Origin of the sequence: Klebsiella sp. GN_Kp190, from assembly GCF_040061795.1 — a bacterium.
Taxonomy (GTDB): domain Bacteria; phylum Pseudomonadota; class Gammaproteobacteria; order Enterobacterales; family Enterobacteriaceae; genus Klebsiella; species Klebsiella michiganensis.
Window position 1 is genome coordinate 15,803 of the sequence record NZ_JBEAFN010000030.1, and the last position, 16,487, is coordinate 32,289.

Below are 16,487 nucleotides of genomic sequence, written 5' to 3' on the forward strand. Positions count from 1 at the left end.
TGATGACCAACGCAACGGGCGAACGTAATCTGGCGCTGATCCAGGAAGTCCTGGAGGTGTTCCCGGAAACCGCGCGAAAAGAGCGCAGAAAGCACATGATGGTCAGCGATCCGCAAATGGAGAGCGTCGGCAAGTGCATTATCTCTAACCGCAAATCACAACCCGGCGTGATGACCGTGCGCGGCTGCGCCTACGCCGGCTCGAAAGGGGTGGTATTCGGGCCAATCAAGGATATGGCCCACATCTCGCACGGGCCGGTCGGCTGCGGCCAGTATTCCCGCGCCGGACGACGCAACTACTACACCGGGGTCAGCGGCGTCGATAGCTTCGGCACGCTGAACTTCACCTCTGATTTTCAGGAGCGCGACATCGTCTTCGGCGGCGATAAAAAGCTCAGCAAACTGATTGAAGAGATGGAGCTGCTGTTCCCGCTCACCAAAGGGATCACCATACAGTCAGAATGCCCGGTGGGGCTGATCGGCGATGATATCAGCGCGGTGGCTAACGCCAGCAGCAAAGCGCTGGATAAACCGGTGATCCCGGTACGCTGCGAAGGCTTTCGCGGCGTGTCGCAGTCGCTGGGGCACCATATCGCCAACGACGTGGTGCGCGACTGGATCCTCAACAATCGCGAAGGACAGCCGTTTGAAACCACCCCTTACGATGTGGCGATCATCGGCGACTACAACATCGGCGGCGACGCCTGGGCCTCGCGCATCCTGCTTGAAGAGATGGGGCTACGGGTGGTCGCGCAGTGGTCCGGCGACGGCACGCTGGTGGAGATGGAGAACACCCCATTCGTCAAGCTGAACCTGGTTCACTGCTACCGTTCGATGAACTATATCGCCCGCCATATGGAGGAAAAACATCAGATTCCGTGGATGGAGTACAACTTCTTCGGGCCGACCAAAATCGCCGAATCGCTGCGCAAAATCGCCGACCAGTTTGACGATACCATTCGCGCGAACGCCGAAGCGGTGATCGCCCGGTATGAGGGGCAGATGGCGGCGATTATCGCCAAATATCGCCCGCGCCTGGAGGGGCGTAAGGTGCTGCTCTATATGGGCGGCCTGCGGCCACGCCACGTCATCGGCGCCTACGAGGATCTCGGCATGGAGATCATCGCCGCCGGGTACGAGTTTGCCCATAACGATGACTACGACCGCACCCTGCCGGATCTGAAAGAGGGCACGCTGCTGTTCGATGACGCCAGCAGCTATGAGCTGGAAGCGTTCGTTAAGGCGCTGAAGCCCGACCTTATCGGCTCCGGCATCAAGGAAAAATATATCTTCCAGAAAATGGGCGTGCCGTTCCGCCAGATGCACTCGTGGGACTATTCCGGCCCGTACCACGGCTACGATGGTTTCGCCATTTTCGCCCGCGATATGGATATGACCCTGAACAACCCGGCGTGGAACGAACTCACCGCGCCGTGGCTGAAGTCTGCGTGATTGCCCACTCACTGTCCCGTCTGTTCACCGATTTGTGGCGCGGGAGGAGAACACCATGAGCCAAACGATTGATAAAATTAATAGCTGCTATCCGCTATTCGAACAGGATGAATACCAGGAGCTGTTCCGCAATAAGCGGCAGCTGGAGGAAGCGCACGATGCCCAACGCGTGCAGGAGGTCTTTGCCTGGACCACCACCGCCGAGTATGAAGCGCTGAATTTCCAGCGCGAGGCGCTGACCGTTGACCCGGCGAAAGCCTGCCAGCCGCTTGGCGCGGTGCTTTGCTCGCTGGGATTTGCCAATACCCTGCCGTACGTCCACGGCTCCCAGGGGTGCGTGGCCTACTTTCGCACCTATTTTAACCGCCATTTCAAAGAGCCGATCGCCTGCGTCTCCGACTCGATGACCGAGGACGCGGCGGTCTTCGGCGGCAACAACAACATGAATCTGGGTCTGCAGAACGCCAGCGCGCTGTACAAGCCGGAGATCATCGCGGTTTCCACCACCTGCATGGCGGAAGTCATCGGCGATGACCTGCAGGCGTTTATCGCCAACGCCAAAAAAGATGGCTTCGTCGATAGCAGCATCGCCGTGCCCCATGCCCATACGCCAAGCTTTATCGGCAGCCACGTCACCGGCTGGGACAACATGTTTGAAGGCTTCGCCAAAACCTTCACCGCGGACTACCAGGGGCAGCCGGGCAAACTGCAGAAGCTCAATCTGGTGACCGGCTTTGAAACCTATCTCGGCAACTTCCGCGTATTAAAGCGGATGATGGAACAGATGGCGGTGCCGTGCAGCCTGCTCTCCGATCCGTCAGAAGTTCTCGACACGCCCGCCGACGGCCATTATCGGATGTATTCCGGCGGCACCACGCAGCAGGAGATGAAAGAGGCCCCTGACGCCATCGATACGCTGCTTCTGCAGCCGTGGCAGCTGCTGAAGAGCAAAAAAGTGGTGCAGGAGATGTGGAACCAGCCCGCCACCGAGGTCGCGATTCCGCTGGGGCTGGCCGCTACCGATGAACTGCTGATGACCATCAGCCAGCTTAGCGGCAAGCCGATCGCCGACGCCCTCACCCTTGAGCGCGGCCGGCTGGTTGACATGATGCTCGATTCCCACACCTGGCTGCACGGCAAGAAATTTGGCCTGTACGGCGACCCGGACTTCGTGATGGGCCTCACCCGCTTCCTGCTGGAGCTGGGCTGCGAGCCGACGGTGATCCTGAGCCATAACGCCAACAAACGCTGGCAAAAAGCGATGAAGAAAATGCTCGATGCCTCGCCGTACGGGCGCGACAGCGAAGTGTTTATCAACTGCGATTTGTGGCACTTCCGTTCGCTGATGTTCACCCGTCAGCCGGACTTTATGATCGGCAACTCCTACGGCAAGTTTATCCAGCGCGATACCCTGGCGAAGGGCAAAGCCTTTGAAGTACCGCTTATCCGCCTCGGCTTTCCGCTGTTCGACCGCCACCATCTGCACCGCCAGACAACCTGGGGTTATGAAGGAGCGATGAACATTGTCACGACGCTGGTGAACGCCGTACTGGAGAAACTGGATAGCGATACCAGCCAGCTGGGCAAAACCGATTACAGTTTCGATCTCGTCCGTTAACCATCAGGCGCCCCGCGTCATGCGGGGCCAGGAGGGAGTATGCCCATCGTGATTTTCCGTGAACGCGGCGCGGACCTGTACGCCTATATCGCGAAACAGGATCTGGAGGCGCGAGTGCTGCAGATTGAGCATAACGACGCTGAACGCTGGGGCGGCGCGATTTCGCTGGAAGGGGGACGCCGCTACTACGTCAATCCGCAGCCGGGGCGCCCCGCCTTTCCGATAAGCCTGCGCGCGACGCGCGGCGCGTTGATATAAGGAGCTGGAGATGTCCGACAACGATACCCTTTTCTGGCGCATGCTGGCGCTGTTTCAGTCCCTGCCGGACCTGCAGCCGGCGCAAATTGTCGACTGGCTGGCGCAGGAGTGCGGCGAGACGCTGACTCCGGCGCGGCTGGCGACCCTGACCCAGCCGCAGCTGGCCGCCAGCTTCCCCTCCGCGACGGCGGTGATGTCCCCCGCTCGCTGGTCGCGGGTGATGGCGAGCCTGCAGGGCGCGCTGCCCGCCCATTTACGCATCGTTCGCCCTGCCCAGCGAACGCCGCAGCTGCTGGCGGCGTTTTGCTCCCAGGATGGCCTGATGATTAACGGCCATTTCGGCCAGGGGCGGCTGTTTTTTATCTACGCGTTCGATGAGCAAGGCGGCTGGCTGCACGATCTGCGCCGCTATCCCTCCTCGCCCACCCAGCAGGAAGCCAGCGAAGTGCGCGCCCGGCTGATTGAAGACTGCCAGCTGCTGTTTTGTCAGGAGATCGGCGGGCCCGCCGCCGCCCGGCTGATCCGCCACCGGATCCACCCGATGAAAGCGCAGCCCGGGACGACGATTCATGCCCAGTGCGAGGCGATCAATACGCTGCTGGCCGGCCGTTTGCCGCCGTGGCTGGCGAAGCGGCTTAACCGGGATAACCCTCTGGAAGAACGCGTTTTTTAATCCCTGTTTTGTGCTTGTTGCCCGCTGACCCCGCGGGCTTTTTTTTGCGTATGGACGCGTTCCCCACGTTACGGTCAGGGGAATATTCCGTTCACGGTTGTTCCGGGCTTCTTGATGCGCCTAACCCCCTCGCTGCCAGCCTTCCAGCAACAAATAGCCATGCCAGTGCGATAGGACATAAAGCATTACTTACCGCCATCCCTTGTCCGATTGTTGGCTTTGTCGCAAAGCCAACAACCCTTTTTCTTTAAATATCAAGGCGCCGCTTATGGAGCGCGAATTGCATCTTCCCCCTCATCCCCCACCGTCAACGAGGTCACTATGAAGGGAAATGAAATTCTGGCGCTGCTGGATGAACCGGCCTGTGAACACAACCATAAACAAAAATCCGGCTGCAGCGCGCCCAAACCCGGCGCCACCGCCGGCGGCTGCGCGTTCGACGGCGCGCAGATAACCCTGCTGCCCATTGCCGACGTGGCGCATCTGGTCCATGGCCCCATCGGCTGCGCCGGAAGCTCCTGGGATAACCGCGGCAGCGCCAGCTCCGGCCCCACCCTGAATCGGCTCGGGTTCACCACCGATCTCAACGAACAGGACGTGATTATGGGCCGCGGCGAACGTCGCCTGTTTCACGCCGTGCGCCATATCGTCACCCGTTATCATCCGGCGGCGGTCTTTATCTACAACACCTGCGTACCAGCCATGGAGGGCGATGACCTGGAAGCGGTATGCCAGGCCGCGCAGACCGCCACCGGCGTACCGGTTATCGCCATTGACGCGGCCGGTTTTTACGGCAGTAAAAATCTCGGTAACCGGCTGGCCGGCGAGGTCATGGTGAAACGGGTAATCGGTCAGCGCGAGCCCGCGCCCTGGCCGGAGAGCACGCCCTTTGCCCCGGAGCAGCGTCACGATATTGGCCTGATTGGCGAATTCAATATTGCCGGCGAGTTCTGGCATATTCAGCCGCTGCTCGACGAGCTGGGGATCCGCGTGCTCGGCAGCCTCTCCGGCGATGGCCGTTTCGCCGAGATCCAGACCATGCATCGGGCGCAGGCCAATATGCTGGTCTGCTCGCGGGCGCTAATTAACGTCGCCAGAGCCCTGGAGCAGCGCTACGGCACGCCGTGGTTCGAAGGCAGCTTCTACGGGATCCGCGCCACCTCCGACGCCCTGCGCCAGCTGGCGGCGCTGCTGGGCGATGACGACCTTAGCCAGCGCACCGAAGCGCTGATTGCGCGGGAGGAACAGGCGGCGGAACTGGCGCTACAACCGTGGCGCGAACGGCTGCGCGGCCGCAAAGCGCTGCTCTATACCGGCGGGGTGAAATCCTGGTCGGTGGTCTCGGCGCTTCAGGATTTGGGCATGACCGTGGTGGCAACCGGCACGCGTAAATCCACAGAAGAGGATAAACAGCGGATCCGCGAGCTGATGGGCGAAGAGGCGGTAATGCTGGAAGAAGGCAACGCCCGCACGCTGCTGGATGTGGTCTATCGCTATCAGGCCGACCTGATGATTGCCGGCGGACGCAATATGTACACCGCCTATAAAGCCAGGCTGCCGTTTCTCGATATCAATCAGGAGCGCGAACACGCCTTCGCCGGCTACAAGGGGATCGTCACCCTCGCCCGCCAGCTATGTCAGACCATCGACAGTCCTATCTGGCCGCAAACCCATGCCCGCGCCCCGTGGCACTAAGGAGTACACCATGGCAGACATTTTCCGCACCGATAAACCGCTGGCGGTCAGCCCGATCAAGACCGGCCAGCCGCTCGGCGCAATCCTCGCCAGCCTCGGGATTGAACACAGTATCCCTCTGGTCCACGGCGCGCAGGGATGCAGCGCCTTCGCCAAAGTCTTTTTTATTCAACACTTCCACGACCCGGTTCCCCTGCAGTCGACGGCGATGGACCCCACCTCGACGATTATGGGCGCGGACGGCAATATTTTCACCGCCCTGGATACCCTCTGCCAGCGCAACGCGCCGCAGGCTATCGTGCTGCTCAGCACCGGGCTGTCTGAGGCTCAGGGCAGCGACATTTCCCGCGTGGTTCGCCAGTTTCGCGAAGAGTATCCCCGGCACAAGGGCGTGGCGATATTAACCGTTAACACGCCGGATTTTTATGGTTCCATGGAAAACGGCTTCAGCGCGGTGCTCGAGAGCGTCATTGAGCAGTGGGTTGCGCCGACGCCGCGCCCGGCTCAGCGCAATCGCCGGGTCAACCTGCTGGTCAGCCACCTCTGCTCGCCGGGCGATATCGAGTGGCTGCGCCGATGCGTCGAAGCCTTTGGTCTGCAGCCGATAATCCTGCCGGACCTGGCGCAATCGATGGATGGGCACCTGGCGCAAGGCGATTTCTCGCCGCTGACCCAGGGCGGGACGCCGCTGCGCCAGATAGAACAGATGGGACAAAGCCTGTGCAGCTTCACCATTGGCGTCTCCCTCCACCGCGCGTCATCGCTGCTGGCCCCGCGCTGCCGGGGCGAGGTTATCGCCCTGCCGCACCTGATGACCCTCGATCGCTGCGACGCCTTTATTCATCAACTAGCGAAAATTTCCGGACGCGCCGTTCCCCCGTGGCTGGAGCGCCAGCGCGGTCAGCTGCAGGATGCGATGATCGACTGTCATATGTGGCTTCAGGGCCAGCGCATGGCGATAGCGGCGGAAGGCGATCTGCTGGCGGCGTGGTGTGATTTCGCCAACAGCCAGGGGATGCAGCCCGGCCCGCTGGTGGCTCCTACCGGCCATCCCAGCCTGCGCCAGCTGCCGGTGGAACGCGTGGTGCCGGGAGATCTGGAGGATCTGCAAACGCTGCTGTGCGCCCAACCCGCCGACCTGTTGGTGGCCAACTCCCACGCCTGCGACCTGGCGGAGCAGTTTGCGCTGCCGCTGGTGCGCGCGGGTTTTCCGATCTTTGACAAGCTCGGTGAATTCCGCCGGGTGCGTCAGGGGTACAGCGGAATGCGCGATACGCTGTTCGAGCTGGCAAACCTGATGCGCGAGCGCCATCACCACCTCGCCCGCTACCGATCGCCGCTTCGCCAGAACACCGAATCTTCACTCTCCACAGGAGGCGCCTATGCCGCCGATTAACCGTCAGTTTGATATGGTCCACTCCGATGAGTGGTCTATGAAGGTCGCCTTCGCCAGTTCCGACTATCGTCATGTCGATCAGCATTTTGGCGCCACGCCGCGGCTGGTGGTATATGGCGTCAAGGCGGATCGGGTCACCCTGATCCGGGTGGTTGATTTCTCCGTTGAGAACGGCCACCAGACGGAGAAGATCGCCAGGCGGATCCACGCCCTTGAGGATTGCGTCACGCTGTTCTGCGTGGCGATTGGCGACGCGGTTTTTCGTCAGCTGTTGCAGGTCGGCGTCCGCGCCGAACGCGTTCCCGCCGACACCACCATCGTCGGCTTACTGCAGGAGATCCAGCTTTACTGGTACGACAAAGGGCAGCGCAAAAATGCGCGCCAGCGCGACCCGGAGCGCTTTACCCGTCTGCTGCAGGAACAGGAGTGGCATGAAGAACCGGACCCGCGCCGCTAGCCGTGTCGTTTGTGTGACAAAGCCCACAAAACATCCCGACACTGTCGGGCGCGTCTTGTCAGGGTAAAATATAACAAATTGAAAATATTGAATTTTATTCTCTGGTATCGCATTTGCTAGTTCGTTAACGCCACCGCACTCCTGCGGTGAACCGCGCCCCGGCGTTTTCCGTCATCATCCCTGGAGCTGACAGCATGTGGAATTACTCCGAGAAAGTGAAAGACCATTTTTTTAATCCCCGCAACGCGCGCGTGGTGGACAACGCCAACGCGGTAGGCGATGTGGGGTCATTAAGCTGCGGCGACGCGCTGCGCCTGATGCTGCGCGTTGACCCGCAAAGCGAAATTATCCAGGAAGCGGGCTTCCAGACCTTCGGCTGCGGCAGCGCCATCGCCTCCTCCTCCGCGCTGACGGAGCTGATTATCGGCCATACCCTGGCCGAAGCCGGGCAGATAACCAATCAGCAGATTGCCGATTATCTCGACGGGCTACCGCCGGAGAAAATGCACTGCTCGGTGATGGGCCAGGAGGCCCTGCGCGCGGCTATCGCCAACTTTCGCGGCGAAAGCCTGGAGGAAGAGCATGAGGAGGGCAAGCTGATCTGCAAATGCTTCGGCGTCGATGAAGGACACATTCGCCGCGCGGTGCAGAACAACGGCCTGACCACCCTTGAAGAGGTGATCAACTACACCAAAGCGGGCGGCGGCTGCACCGCCTGCCACGAAAAAATCGAGCTGGCGCTGGCGGAGATCCTCGCGCAGCCGCCGCAGACGCCGCCCGCCGCGGCCAGCGGCAAAGATCCGCACTGGCAGAGCGTCGTCGAGACCATCGCTGAACTGCGCCCGCATATTCAGGCCGACGGCGGCGATATGTCGCTGCTCAGCGTCGCCAACCACCAGGTGACCGTCAGCCTCTCCGGCAGCTGTAGCGGCTGCATGATGACCGATATGACCCTGGCCTGGCTGCAGCAAAAACTGATGGAACGTACCGGCTGTTATATGGAAGTGGTGGCGGCCTGAGCCGCGGTTAACTGACCCAAGGGGGACAAGATGAAACAGGTTTATCTCGATAACAACGCCACCACCCGTCTGGACCCGATGGTTCTGGAAGCGATGATGCCCTTTTTGACCGACTTTTACGGCAACCCCTCGTCGATACACGATTTTGGCCTACCGGCCCAGGCGGCTCTGGAGCGCGCGCATCAACAGACCGCGGCGCTGCTGGGCGCGGAGTATCCCAGCGAGATCATCTTTACCTCCTGCGCCACCGAAGCTACCGCCACCGCCATCGCCTCGGCCATCGCCCTGCTGCCGGAGCGGCGCGAAATTATCACCAGCGCGGTCGAACATCCGGCGACGCTGGCGGCCTGCGAGCACCTGGAGCGCCAGGGCTATCTGATTCATCGCATCGCGGTGGATAGCGAGGGGGCGCTGGATATGGCGCAGTTCCGCGCCGCGCTCAGCCCGCGCGTCGCGCTGGTCAGCGTGATGTGGGCGAATAACGAAACCGGGGTGCTTTTCCCGATCGCCGAAATGGCGGAGCTGGCCCATGAACAAGGGGCGCTGTTTCACTGCGATGCGGTACAGGTAGTGGGCAAAATACCGATTGCCGTGGGCGAGACCCGCATCGACATGCTCTCCTGCTCGGCGCATAAGTTTCACGGACCAAAAGGCGTAGGCTGCCTCTATCTGCGCCGGGGAACGCGCTTTCGCCCGCTGCTGCGCGGCGGTCATCAGGAGTACGGTCGGCGCGCCGGGACGGAAAATATCTGCGGAATCGTCGGCATGGGCGCGGCCTGCGAGCTGGCGAATATTCATCTGCCGGGAATGGCGCATATCGGCCAGCTGCGCGACAGGCTGGAGCATCGACTGCTGGCCAGCGTACCGTCGGTCATGGTGATGGGCGGTAGCCAGCCGCGGGTGCCCGGCACGGCGAATCTGGCCTTTGAGTTTATTGAGGGAGAGGCCATTCTGCTGCTGCTCAACCAGGCCGGGATCGCCGCCTCCAGCGGCAGCGCCTGCACGTCAGGCTCGCTGGAACCCTCCCACGTGATGCGGGCGATGAATATCCCCTATACCGCCGCCCACGGCACCATCCGCTTTTCCCTCTCGCGCTACACCCGGGAGAAAGAGATCGATTACGTCGTCACCGCGCTGCCGCCGATTATCGACCGGCTGCGCGCGCTGTCGCCCTACTGGCACAACGGCAAGCCGCGCCCGGCGGACGCCGTCTTCACGCCGGTTTACGGCTAAGGCGGAGGTGGCTGATGGGACGCGTGCTGATTAACGATACCACCCTGCGCGACGGCGAACAGAGCCCCGGCGTCGCCTTTCGCACCAGCGAAAAGGTCGCCATTGCCGAGGCGCTTTATGCCGCAGGGATTACGGCGATGGAGGTCGGCACCCCGGCGATGGGGGACGAGGAGATCGCGCGGATCCAGCTGGTGCGTCGTCAGCTGCCCGACGCGACGCTGATGACCTGGTGCCGGATGAACGCGCTGGAAATCCGCCAGAGCGCCGATCTGGGCGTTGACTGGGTGGATATTTCGATTCCGGCTTCAGATAAGCTGCGGCAGTACAAACTGCGCGAGCCGCTAACGGTGCTGCTGGAGCGGCTGGCGATGTTTATCCGCCTTGCGCATACGCTCGGTCTGCAGGTATGCATCGGCTGCGAGGACGCCTCGCGCGCCGGGGGCCAGGCCCTGCGCGCTATCGCCGAGGTCGCGCAGCAGTGCGGCGCCGCCCGCCTGCGCTATGCCGATACGGTCGGCCTGCTCGACCCCCTCTCCACCGCGGCGCAAATCTCGGCCCTGCGCGAAGTCTGGGCCGGGGAAATCGAAATGCACGCCCACAACGACCTGGGTATGGCCACCGCCAATACGCTGGCGGCGGTAAGCGCCGGGGCCACCAGCGTGAATACGACGATCCTCGGCCTCGGCGAGCGGGCGGGCAACGCGGCGCTGGAAACCGTCGCGCTGGGCCTGGAGCGCTGCCTCGGCGTGAAGACCGGCGTGCATTTTCCGGCGCTGCCCGCGCTCTGTCAGAGGGTCGCCGAAGCCGCCCAGCGCGCCATCGACCCGCAGCAGCCGCTGGTCGGCGAGCTGGTGTTTACCCATGAATCAGGGGTCCACGTGGCGGCGCTGCTGCGCGACAGCGAGAGCTATCAGTCGATCGCCCCTTCCCTGATGGGCCGCAGCTACCGGCTGGTGCTGGGTAAACACTCCGGGCGTCAGGCGGTCAACGGCGTATTTGACCAGATGGGCTATCACCTTAACGCCGCGCAAATTAACCAGCTGCTGCCCGCCATCCGCCGCTTCGCCGAGAACTGGAAGCGCAGCCCGAAAGATTATGAGCTGGTGGCTATCTACGACGAGCTGTGCGGTGAATCCGCCCTGCGGGCGAGGGGGTAATGATGGAGTGGTTTTATCAAATTCCCGGCGTGGACGAACTTCGCTCCGCCGAATCCTTTTTCCAGTTTTTCGCCGTCCCCTACCAGCCCGAGCTGCTTGGCCGCTGCTGCCTGCCGGTGCTGGCAACCTTTCACCGCAAACTGCGCGCCGAGGTGCCGCTGCAAAACCGGCTGGAGGAAAACGCCCGCGCTCACTGGCTGCTGGCGCGACGACTGCTCGCGGAGAGCTATCAGCAACAGTTTCAGGAGAGCGGAACATGAGACCAAAATTCACCTTTAGCGAAGAGGTCCGCGTCGTACGCGCGATTCGTAACGACGGCACCGTGGCGGGCTTCGCCCCCGGCGCGCTGCTGGTCAGGCGCGGCAGCACCGGCTTTGTGCGCGACTGGGGCGTTTTTTTGCAGGATCAGATTATCTACCAGATCCACTTTCCGGAAACCGATCGGATCATCGGCTGCCGCGAACAGGAGCTGATCCCCATCACCCAGCCGTGGCTGGCCGGAAACTTGCAATATGGGGATAGCGTGACCTGCCAGATGGCGCTTGCGGTCAACGGCGATGTGGTCGTGAGCGCCGGCCAGCGGGGACGCATCGAGGCGACCGATCGCGGAGAGACCGGCGACAGCTACACCGTGGACTTTAGCGGCCGCTGGTTCAGGGTTCCGGCGCGGGCCATCACCCTTATAGAGGAGAGAGAAGAATGAACGCATGGCAACGTTTTGCCCGGCAGCGGCTGGCGCGCAGCCGCTGGAATAGCGACCCCACGGCCCTGGAGCCGGCCGATACGCCGGCTTTTGAACAGGCCTGGCAACGTCAGTGCCGCATGGAGCAGGCGATCGTCGCGCGGGTCCCGGAAAGCGATATTCCGGCGGCGCTGCTGGAGAATATCGCCGCCTCCCTTGCCGTCTGGCTCGACGAGGGGGAATTTACGCCGCCGGAGCGCGCAGCCATCGTGCTGCATCACGCCCGACTGGAGGTCGGCTTTACCGATATCGCCCGCCAGGCACCGCAGCCGGATCTCTCCACGGTACAGGCCTGGTATCTGCGCCACCAGACGCAGTTTATGCGCCCGGAGCAGCGTCTGACCCGCCACCTGCTGCTGACGGTCGATGGCGACCGCGAAGCCGTACATCAGCGGATCCTCGGCCTGTATCGGCAAATCAACGCCTCCCGGGACGCGTTTGCTCCGCTGGCTCGCCGCCATTCCCACTGCCCAAGCGCCCTGGAAGAGGGCCGTCTGGGCTGGATTAGCCGCGGGCTGCTCTATCCCCAGCTCGAGACCGCGCTGTTTTCACTGGCGGAAAACGCCCTGAGCCTCCCCGTCGCCAGCGAGCTGGGGTGGCATCTTTTATGGTGTGAAGCAATTCGTCCCGCCGCGCCCATGGAGCCGCAGCAGGCGCTGGAGAGTGCGCGCGATTATCTTTGGCAGCAGAGCCAGCAGCGCCATCAGCGCCAGTGGCTGGAACAAACGATCTCCCGTCAGCCGGGCCTGTGCGGGTAGCCTCGCGGCTACCCGTTAACGCCTACAGCACCGCGCGTTTAATCTCCTCAAGCCAGCTCGCCAGACGCGCTTCGGTCTGGTCGAACTGGTTATCCTGATCCAGTACCAGCCCAATAAAGCGTTCGCCCTCCAGTGCCGCAGAGGCGCTGAATTCATAGCCCTCATTTGGCCAGCTGCCGATTATCTGCGCGCCGCGCGCGCGCAGAGCGTCGTACAGCGGACGCATCCCGCTAACGAAGTTGTCCGGGTAGCCTTTCTGGTCGCCGAGGCCGAACAGAGCCACGGTTTTCCCGCTCAGGCTGGCGTCGTCGAGGCCGCTGATGAATTCGCTCCATGATTCGCCTTCGCATCCGGCCTCAAGCCCCGGCAGCTGGCCGTCGCCGAGCGTCGGCGTGCCCAGCAGCAGCACCGGATAGGCCATAAAGTCGTCCAGCGTCGTGCGGTTAATGTTGACCGGGGCATCCGCCAGCTCGCCCAGCTGTTTGTGGATCATTTTCGCGATTTTGCGGGTTTTACCGGTATCGGTGCCAAAGAAAATACCAATGTTCGCCATATTGCGCTCCTGTCGGAAAGGGGGATTGAAAACACGCGTTCTCGCAGAGGTATTGCGAAGGCTGTGCCAGGTTTCTTTGCACTATCGCGGCTCACCCCTGCCCCAAAACGATCGCTTCCGCGCCCGCCCGCCGCCCGCAGCGGGGCCGGCGGGCCGCTTAAAATGAAAAAAGCGCTGGGTTTTCCCCTACCGGATCAATGTTTCTGCTTATCTCGCCGATAAGGGCGCACGCTTTGCATGGTTATCGAGATTCGACAAACGCCGCGGCGTTCTCGTCACGGTGTCGGACAAATTGTCATAACTGCGACACAGGAGTTTGCGATGACCCTGAATATGATGCTCGATAACGCCGTACCCGAGGCGATTGCCGGTGCGCTGACTCAACAACATCCGGGGCTATTTTTTACGATGGTCGAACAGGCATCGGTAGCCATTTCCCTCACCGACGCCCGGGCGAATATTATCTACGCCAACCCGGCGTTTTGCCGCCAGAGCGGATATTCGCTGGCGCAACTGCTCAATCAAAACCCGCGCCTGCTGGCCAGCAGCCAGACGCCGCGCGAAATCTACCAGCAGATGTGGCAAACCCTGCTTCAGCGCCAGCCGTGGCGCGGCCAGCTGATTAATCAGCGCCGCGACGGCGGCCTGTATCTGGTGGATATCGACATCACGCCGGTGCTGAATCCCCAGGGCGAGCTGGAGCATTATCTGGCGATGCAGCGGGACATCAGCGTCAGCTATACCCTGGAACAGCGGCTGCGCAATCATATGACGCTGATGGAGGCGGTGCTCAACAACATCCCCGCCGCCGTGGTCGTGGTGGATGAGCAGGATCGGGTGGTGATGGATAATCTCGCCTACAAAACGTACTGCGCGGACTGCGGCGGAAAAGAGCTGCTGGTCGAGCTCCAGATTTCACCGCGCAAAATGGGGCCCGGCGCGGAGCAAATCCTGCCGGTGGTGGTTCGCGGCGCGGTCCGCTGGCTGTCGGTGACCTGCTGGGCGCTGCCCGGCGTAAGCGAAGAAGCCAGCCGCTATTTTGTCGACAGCGCCCCGGCGCGCACGCTGGTGGTGATCGCCGACTGCACCCAGCAGCGCCAGCAGCAGGAGCAGGGCCGTCTCGACCGTCTGAAGCAGCAGATGACCGCCGGAAAGCTGCTGGCCGCCATTCGCGAGTCGCTGGACGCGGCGCTGATTCAGCTTAATTGCCCGATCAATATGCTGGCGGCGGCCCGTCGGCTGAACGGCGAAGGCAGCGGCAACGTGGCGCTGGACGCGGCGTGGCGCGAAGGCGAAGAGGCCATGGCGCGACTGCAGCGCTGCCGCCCTTCTCTCGAGCTGGAAAGCAGCGCCGTCTGGCCGCTTCAGCCCTTCTTTGACGACCTGTACGCCCTCTACCGCACCCGCTTTGACGACCGCGCGCGGCTGCGGGTTGACATGGCATCGCCGCATCTGGTCGGCTTCGGCCAGCGTACCCAGATGCTGGCCTGCTTAAGTTTATGGCTCGATCGGACGCTGGCCCTCGCCGCTGAACTGCCCTCCGTACCGCTGGAGATCGAGCTTTATGCCGAAGAGGACGAGGGCTGGCTCTCGCTGTATCTCAACGACAATGTACCGCTGCTGCAGGTGCGCTACGCCCACTCACCCGATGCCTTAAACTCTCCCGGCAAAGGGATGGAGCTGCGGCTGATCCAAACGCTGGTCGCCTACCACCGCGGCGCGATTGAACTGGCTTCTCGACCCCAGGGAGGCACCAGCCTCGTTCTGCGATTCCCGCTCTTTGATACCCTGACCGGAGGTGAGCAATGATCCATAAATCCGATTCGGACACCACCGTCAGGCGCTTCGATCTCTCCCAGCAGTTTACCGCCATGCAGCGGATAAGCGTGGTGCTGAGCCGCGCCACCGAAGCGAGCAAAACCCTGCAGGAGGTGCTGAGCGTTTTACATAACGATGCGTTTATGCAGCACGGGATGATTTGCCTGTACGACAGCCAGCAGGAGATCCTGAGCATCGAAGCGCTGCAGCAAACGGAAAACCAGACGCTGCCCGGCAGTACGCAAATTCGCTACCGGCCGGGAGAAGGACTGGTCGGTACCGTGCTGGCGCAGGGCCAGTCGCTGGTGCTGCCGCGCGTCGCCGATGACCAGCGGTTTCTCGATCGTCTGAGCCTGTACGACTACGACCTGCCGTTTATCGCCGTTCCGCTGATGGGCCCTCATTCCCGGCCCATCGGCGTACTGGCGGCGCAGCCGATGGCGCGTCAGGAAGAGCGGCTACCCGCCTGCACGCGCTTTCTCGAAACCGTCGCCAATCTGGTGGCCCAGACGATTCGCCTGATGATTCTGCCGACCTCCGCCCCGCAGCCGCCGCAGCAGAGCTCCCGAGTTGAGCGCCCGCGCGCCTGTACCCCTTCGCGCGGTTTCGGCCTGGAGAATATGGTCGGCAAAAGCCCGGCGATGCGGCAGATTATGGACATTATCCGTCAGGTCTCCCGCTGGGATACCACGGTGCTGGTGCGCGGCGAGAGCGGCACCGGGAAAGAGCTGATCGCCAACGCCATTCATCATAATTCCCCGCGCGCCGCCGCCGCATTCGTCAAATTTAACTGCGCGGCGCTGCCGGACAATCTGCTGGAGAGCGAGCTGTTCGGCCATGAGAAAGGCGCGTTCACCGGCGCGGTGCGCCAGCGGAAAGGCCGCTTTGAGCTGGCGGACGGCGGCACCCTATTCCTGGATGAAATCGGTGAAAGCAGCGCCTCGTTTCAGGCCAAGCTGCTGCGAATTCTGCAAGAAGGAGAGATGGAGCGCGTCGGCGGCGATGAAACCCTGCGCGTCAACGTGCGCATCATCGCGGCGACCAACCGCCATCTGGAAGAGGAGGTGCGGCTGGGGCATTTCCGTGAAGACCTTTACTACCGCCTGAACGTAATGCCTATCGCGCTGCCGCCGCTGCGCGAGCGCCAGGAGGATATCGCCGAACTGGCGCATTTTCTGGTACGTAAAATCGCCCACAGCCAGGGGCGAACGCTGCGCATCAGCGATGGGGCAATTCGCCTGCTGATGGAGTACAGCTGGCCGGGAAACGTCCGCGAACTGGAAAACTGTCTCGAACGTTCGGCGGTGATGTCGGAAAGCGGCCTGATCGACCGGGACGTGATTCTGTTCAACCATCGCGATAACCCGCCGAAAGCGCTGCCCAACGGCGGCCAGACGGAAGACGGCTGGCTCGACAACAGCCTCGACGAGCGCCAGCGGCTGATCGCCGCCCTGGAGAAAGCGGGCTGGGTGCAGGCCAAAGCGGCGCGGCTGCTCGGGATGACGCCGCGTCAGGTGGCGTATCGCATTCAGATCATGGATATCACCATGCCGCGGCTGTGAAGCGTTATGTGAGATTCAGGACATTGTCGCCAGCGCGGCGGAATTACGACAATTTTACCTGGCCGGCCGTCAGTTAAAGCGTTTATTTTTCATAGGG

At 62.2% G+C, this 16,487-nt stretch carries 16 protein-coding genes; 15 read left to right on the forward strand and 1 reads right to left on the reverse strand.

Features of this window, described 5'->3' with window-relative positions:
* Nucleotides 1-2: 2 nt before the first annotated feature.
* The 13 genes from nifD to nifM all read left to right on the forward strand — a co-directional run bounded on the left by nifD (nt 3) and on the right by nifM (nt 12,457).
* The gene (gene nifD / locus ABLU67_RS18680; protein WP_014230022.1) at nt 3-1,451 is read left to right on the forward strand and encodes a nitrogenase molybdenum-iron protein alpha chain; all 1,449 of its coding nucleotides are present in this window, start codon (nt 3-5) and stop codon (nt 1,449-1,451) included.
* Between the two features lie 55 nt (nt 1,452-1,506).
* Nucleotides 1,507-3,069 carry a nitrogenase molybdenum-iron protein subunit beta gene (gene nifK, locus ABLU67_RS18685; RefSeq protein ID WP_102803421.1) on the forward strand — a complete coding sequence of 521 codons (1,563 nt, stop codon included), beginning with the start codon at nt 1,507-1,509 and terminating at the stop codon, nt 3,067-3,069.
* Nucleotides 3,070-3,108: 39 nt separating this feature from the next.
* Nucleotides 3,109-3,327 (forward strand): putative nitrogen fixation protein NifT, encoded by a 219-nt coding sequence (gene nifT, locus ABLU67_RS18690; protein ID WP_014230024.1) that lies wholly within the window; start codon nt 3,109-3,111, stop codon nt 3,325-3,327.
* Nucleotides 3,328-3,337: 10 nt separating this feature from the next.
* Nucleotides 3,338-4,000 carry a NifB/NifX family molybdenum-iron cluster-binding protein gene (locus ABLU67_RS18695; protein WP_348852450.1) on the forward strand — a complete coding sequence of 221 codons (663 nt, stop codon included), beginning with the start codon at nt 3,338-3,340 and terminating at the stop codon, nt 3,998-4,000.
* Between the two features lie 321 nt (nt 4,001-4,321).
* Nucleotides 4,322-5,695 (forward strand): nitrogenase iron-molybdenum cofactor biosynthesis protein NifE, encoded by a 1,374-nt coding sequence (gene nifE, locus ABLU67_RS18700; RefSeq protein WP_025107729.1) that lies wholly within the window; start codon nt 4,322-4,324, stop codon nt 5,693-5,695.
* Nucleotides 5,696-5,705: 10 nt separating this feature from the next.
* Nucleotides 5,706-7,091 carry a nitrogenase iron-molybdenum cofactor biosynthesis protein NifN gene (gene nifN, locus ABLU67_RS18705; RefSeq protein ID WP_201993978.1) on the forward strand — a complete coding sequence of 462 codons (1,386 nt, stop codon included), beginning with the start codon at nt 5,706-5,708 and terminating at the stop codon, nt 7,089-7,091.
* Nucleotides 7,078-7,548, forward strand: a complete 471-nt coding sequence (locus ABLU67_RS18710; protein WP_014230028.1) for a NifB/NifX family molybdenum-iron cluster-binding protein — start codon at nt 7,078-7,080, stop codon at nt 7,546-7,548. The genes nifN and ABLU67_RS18710 overlap by 14 nt, the downstream gene beginning before the upstream one ends.
* Nucleotides 7,549-7,742: 194 nt before the next feature.
* Nucleotides 7,743-8,567, forward strand: a complete 825-nt coding sequence (gene nifU / locus ABLU67_RS18715; protein WP_014230029.1) for a Fe-S cluster assembly protein NifU — start codon at nt 7,743-7,745, stop codon at nt 8,565-8,567.
* A gap of 30 nt (nt 8,568-8,597) precedes the next feature.
* The gene (gene nifS, locus ABLU67_RS18720) at nt 8,598-9,800 is read left to right on the forward strand and encodes a cysteine desulfurase NifS (protein WP_201993976.1); all 1,203 of its coding nucleotides are present in this window, start codon (nt 8,598-8,600) and stop codon (nt 9,798-9,800) included.
* 14 nt (nt 9,801-9,814) lie between these two features.
* Nucleotides 9,815-10,957 (forward strand): homocitrate synthase, encoded by a 1,143-nt coding sequence (nifV, locus tag ABLU67_RS18725; RefSeq protein ID WP_048260856.1) that lies wholly within the window; start codon nt 9,815-9,817, stop codon nt 10,955-10,957.
* A complete protein-coding gene (locus ABLU67_RS18730) occupies nt 10,957-11,217 on the forward strand; it encodes a nitrogenase-stabilizing/protective protein NifW (RefSeq protein WP_014230032.1) in 261 nt (86 codons plus the stop codon). The genes nifV and ABLU67_RS18730 overlap by 1 nt, the downstream gene beginning before the upstream one ends.
* Nucleotides 11,214-11,660: a nitrogen fixation protein NifZ gene (locus ABLU67_RS18735; protein ID WP_032750499.1), complete on the forward strand. Its 447-nt coding sequence runs from the start codon at nt 11,214-11,216 to the stop codon at nt 11,658-11,660. Before ABLU67_RS18730 ends, ABLU67_RS18735 begins: the two co-directional genes overlap by 4 nt.
* A complete protein-coding gene (gene nifM, locus ABLU67_RS18740; RefSeq protein WP_014230034.1) occupies nt 11,657-12,457 on the forward strand; it encodes a nitrogen fixation protein NifM in 801 nt (266 codons plus the stop codon). Before ABLU67_RS18735 ends, nifM begins: the two co-directional genes overlap by 4 nt.
* A gap of 22 nt (nt 12,458-12,479) precedes the next feature.
* Here the strand turns inward: nifM and ABLU67_RS18745 are convergent, their stop codons facing one another.
* Nucleotides 12,480-13,010: a flavodoxin gene (locus ABLU67_RS18745; protein ID WP_025107735.1), complete on the reverse strand. Its 531-nt coding sequence runs from the start codon at nt 13,008-13,010 to the stop codon at nt 12,480-12,482.
* A 321-nt stretch (nt 13,011-13,331) separates the two neighbouring features.
* On the opposite strand from ABLU67_RS18745, the gene nifL reads away from it, so the two are divergent.
* Together nifL and nifA are read left to right on the forward strand one after the other, a co-directional pair.
* Nucleotides 13,332-14,819 (forward strand): nitrogen fixation negative regulator NifL, encoded by a 1,488-nt coding sequence (gene nifL, locus ABLU67_RS18750; protein WP_014230036.1) that lies wholly within the window; start codon nt 13,332-13,334, stop codon nt 14,817-14,819.
* The gene (gene nifA / locus ABLU67_RS18755; protein ID WP_049104332.1) at nt 14,816-16,390 is read left to right on the forward strand and encodes a nif-specific transcriptional activator NifA; all 1,575 of its coding nucleotides are present in this window, start codon (nt 14,816-14,818) and stop codon (nt 16,388-16,390) included. Before nifL ends, nifA begins: the two co-directional genes overlap by 4 nt.
* Nucleotides 16,391-16,487 lie beyond the last annotated feature (97 nt).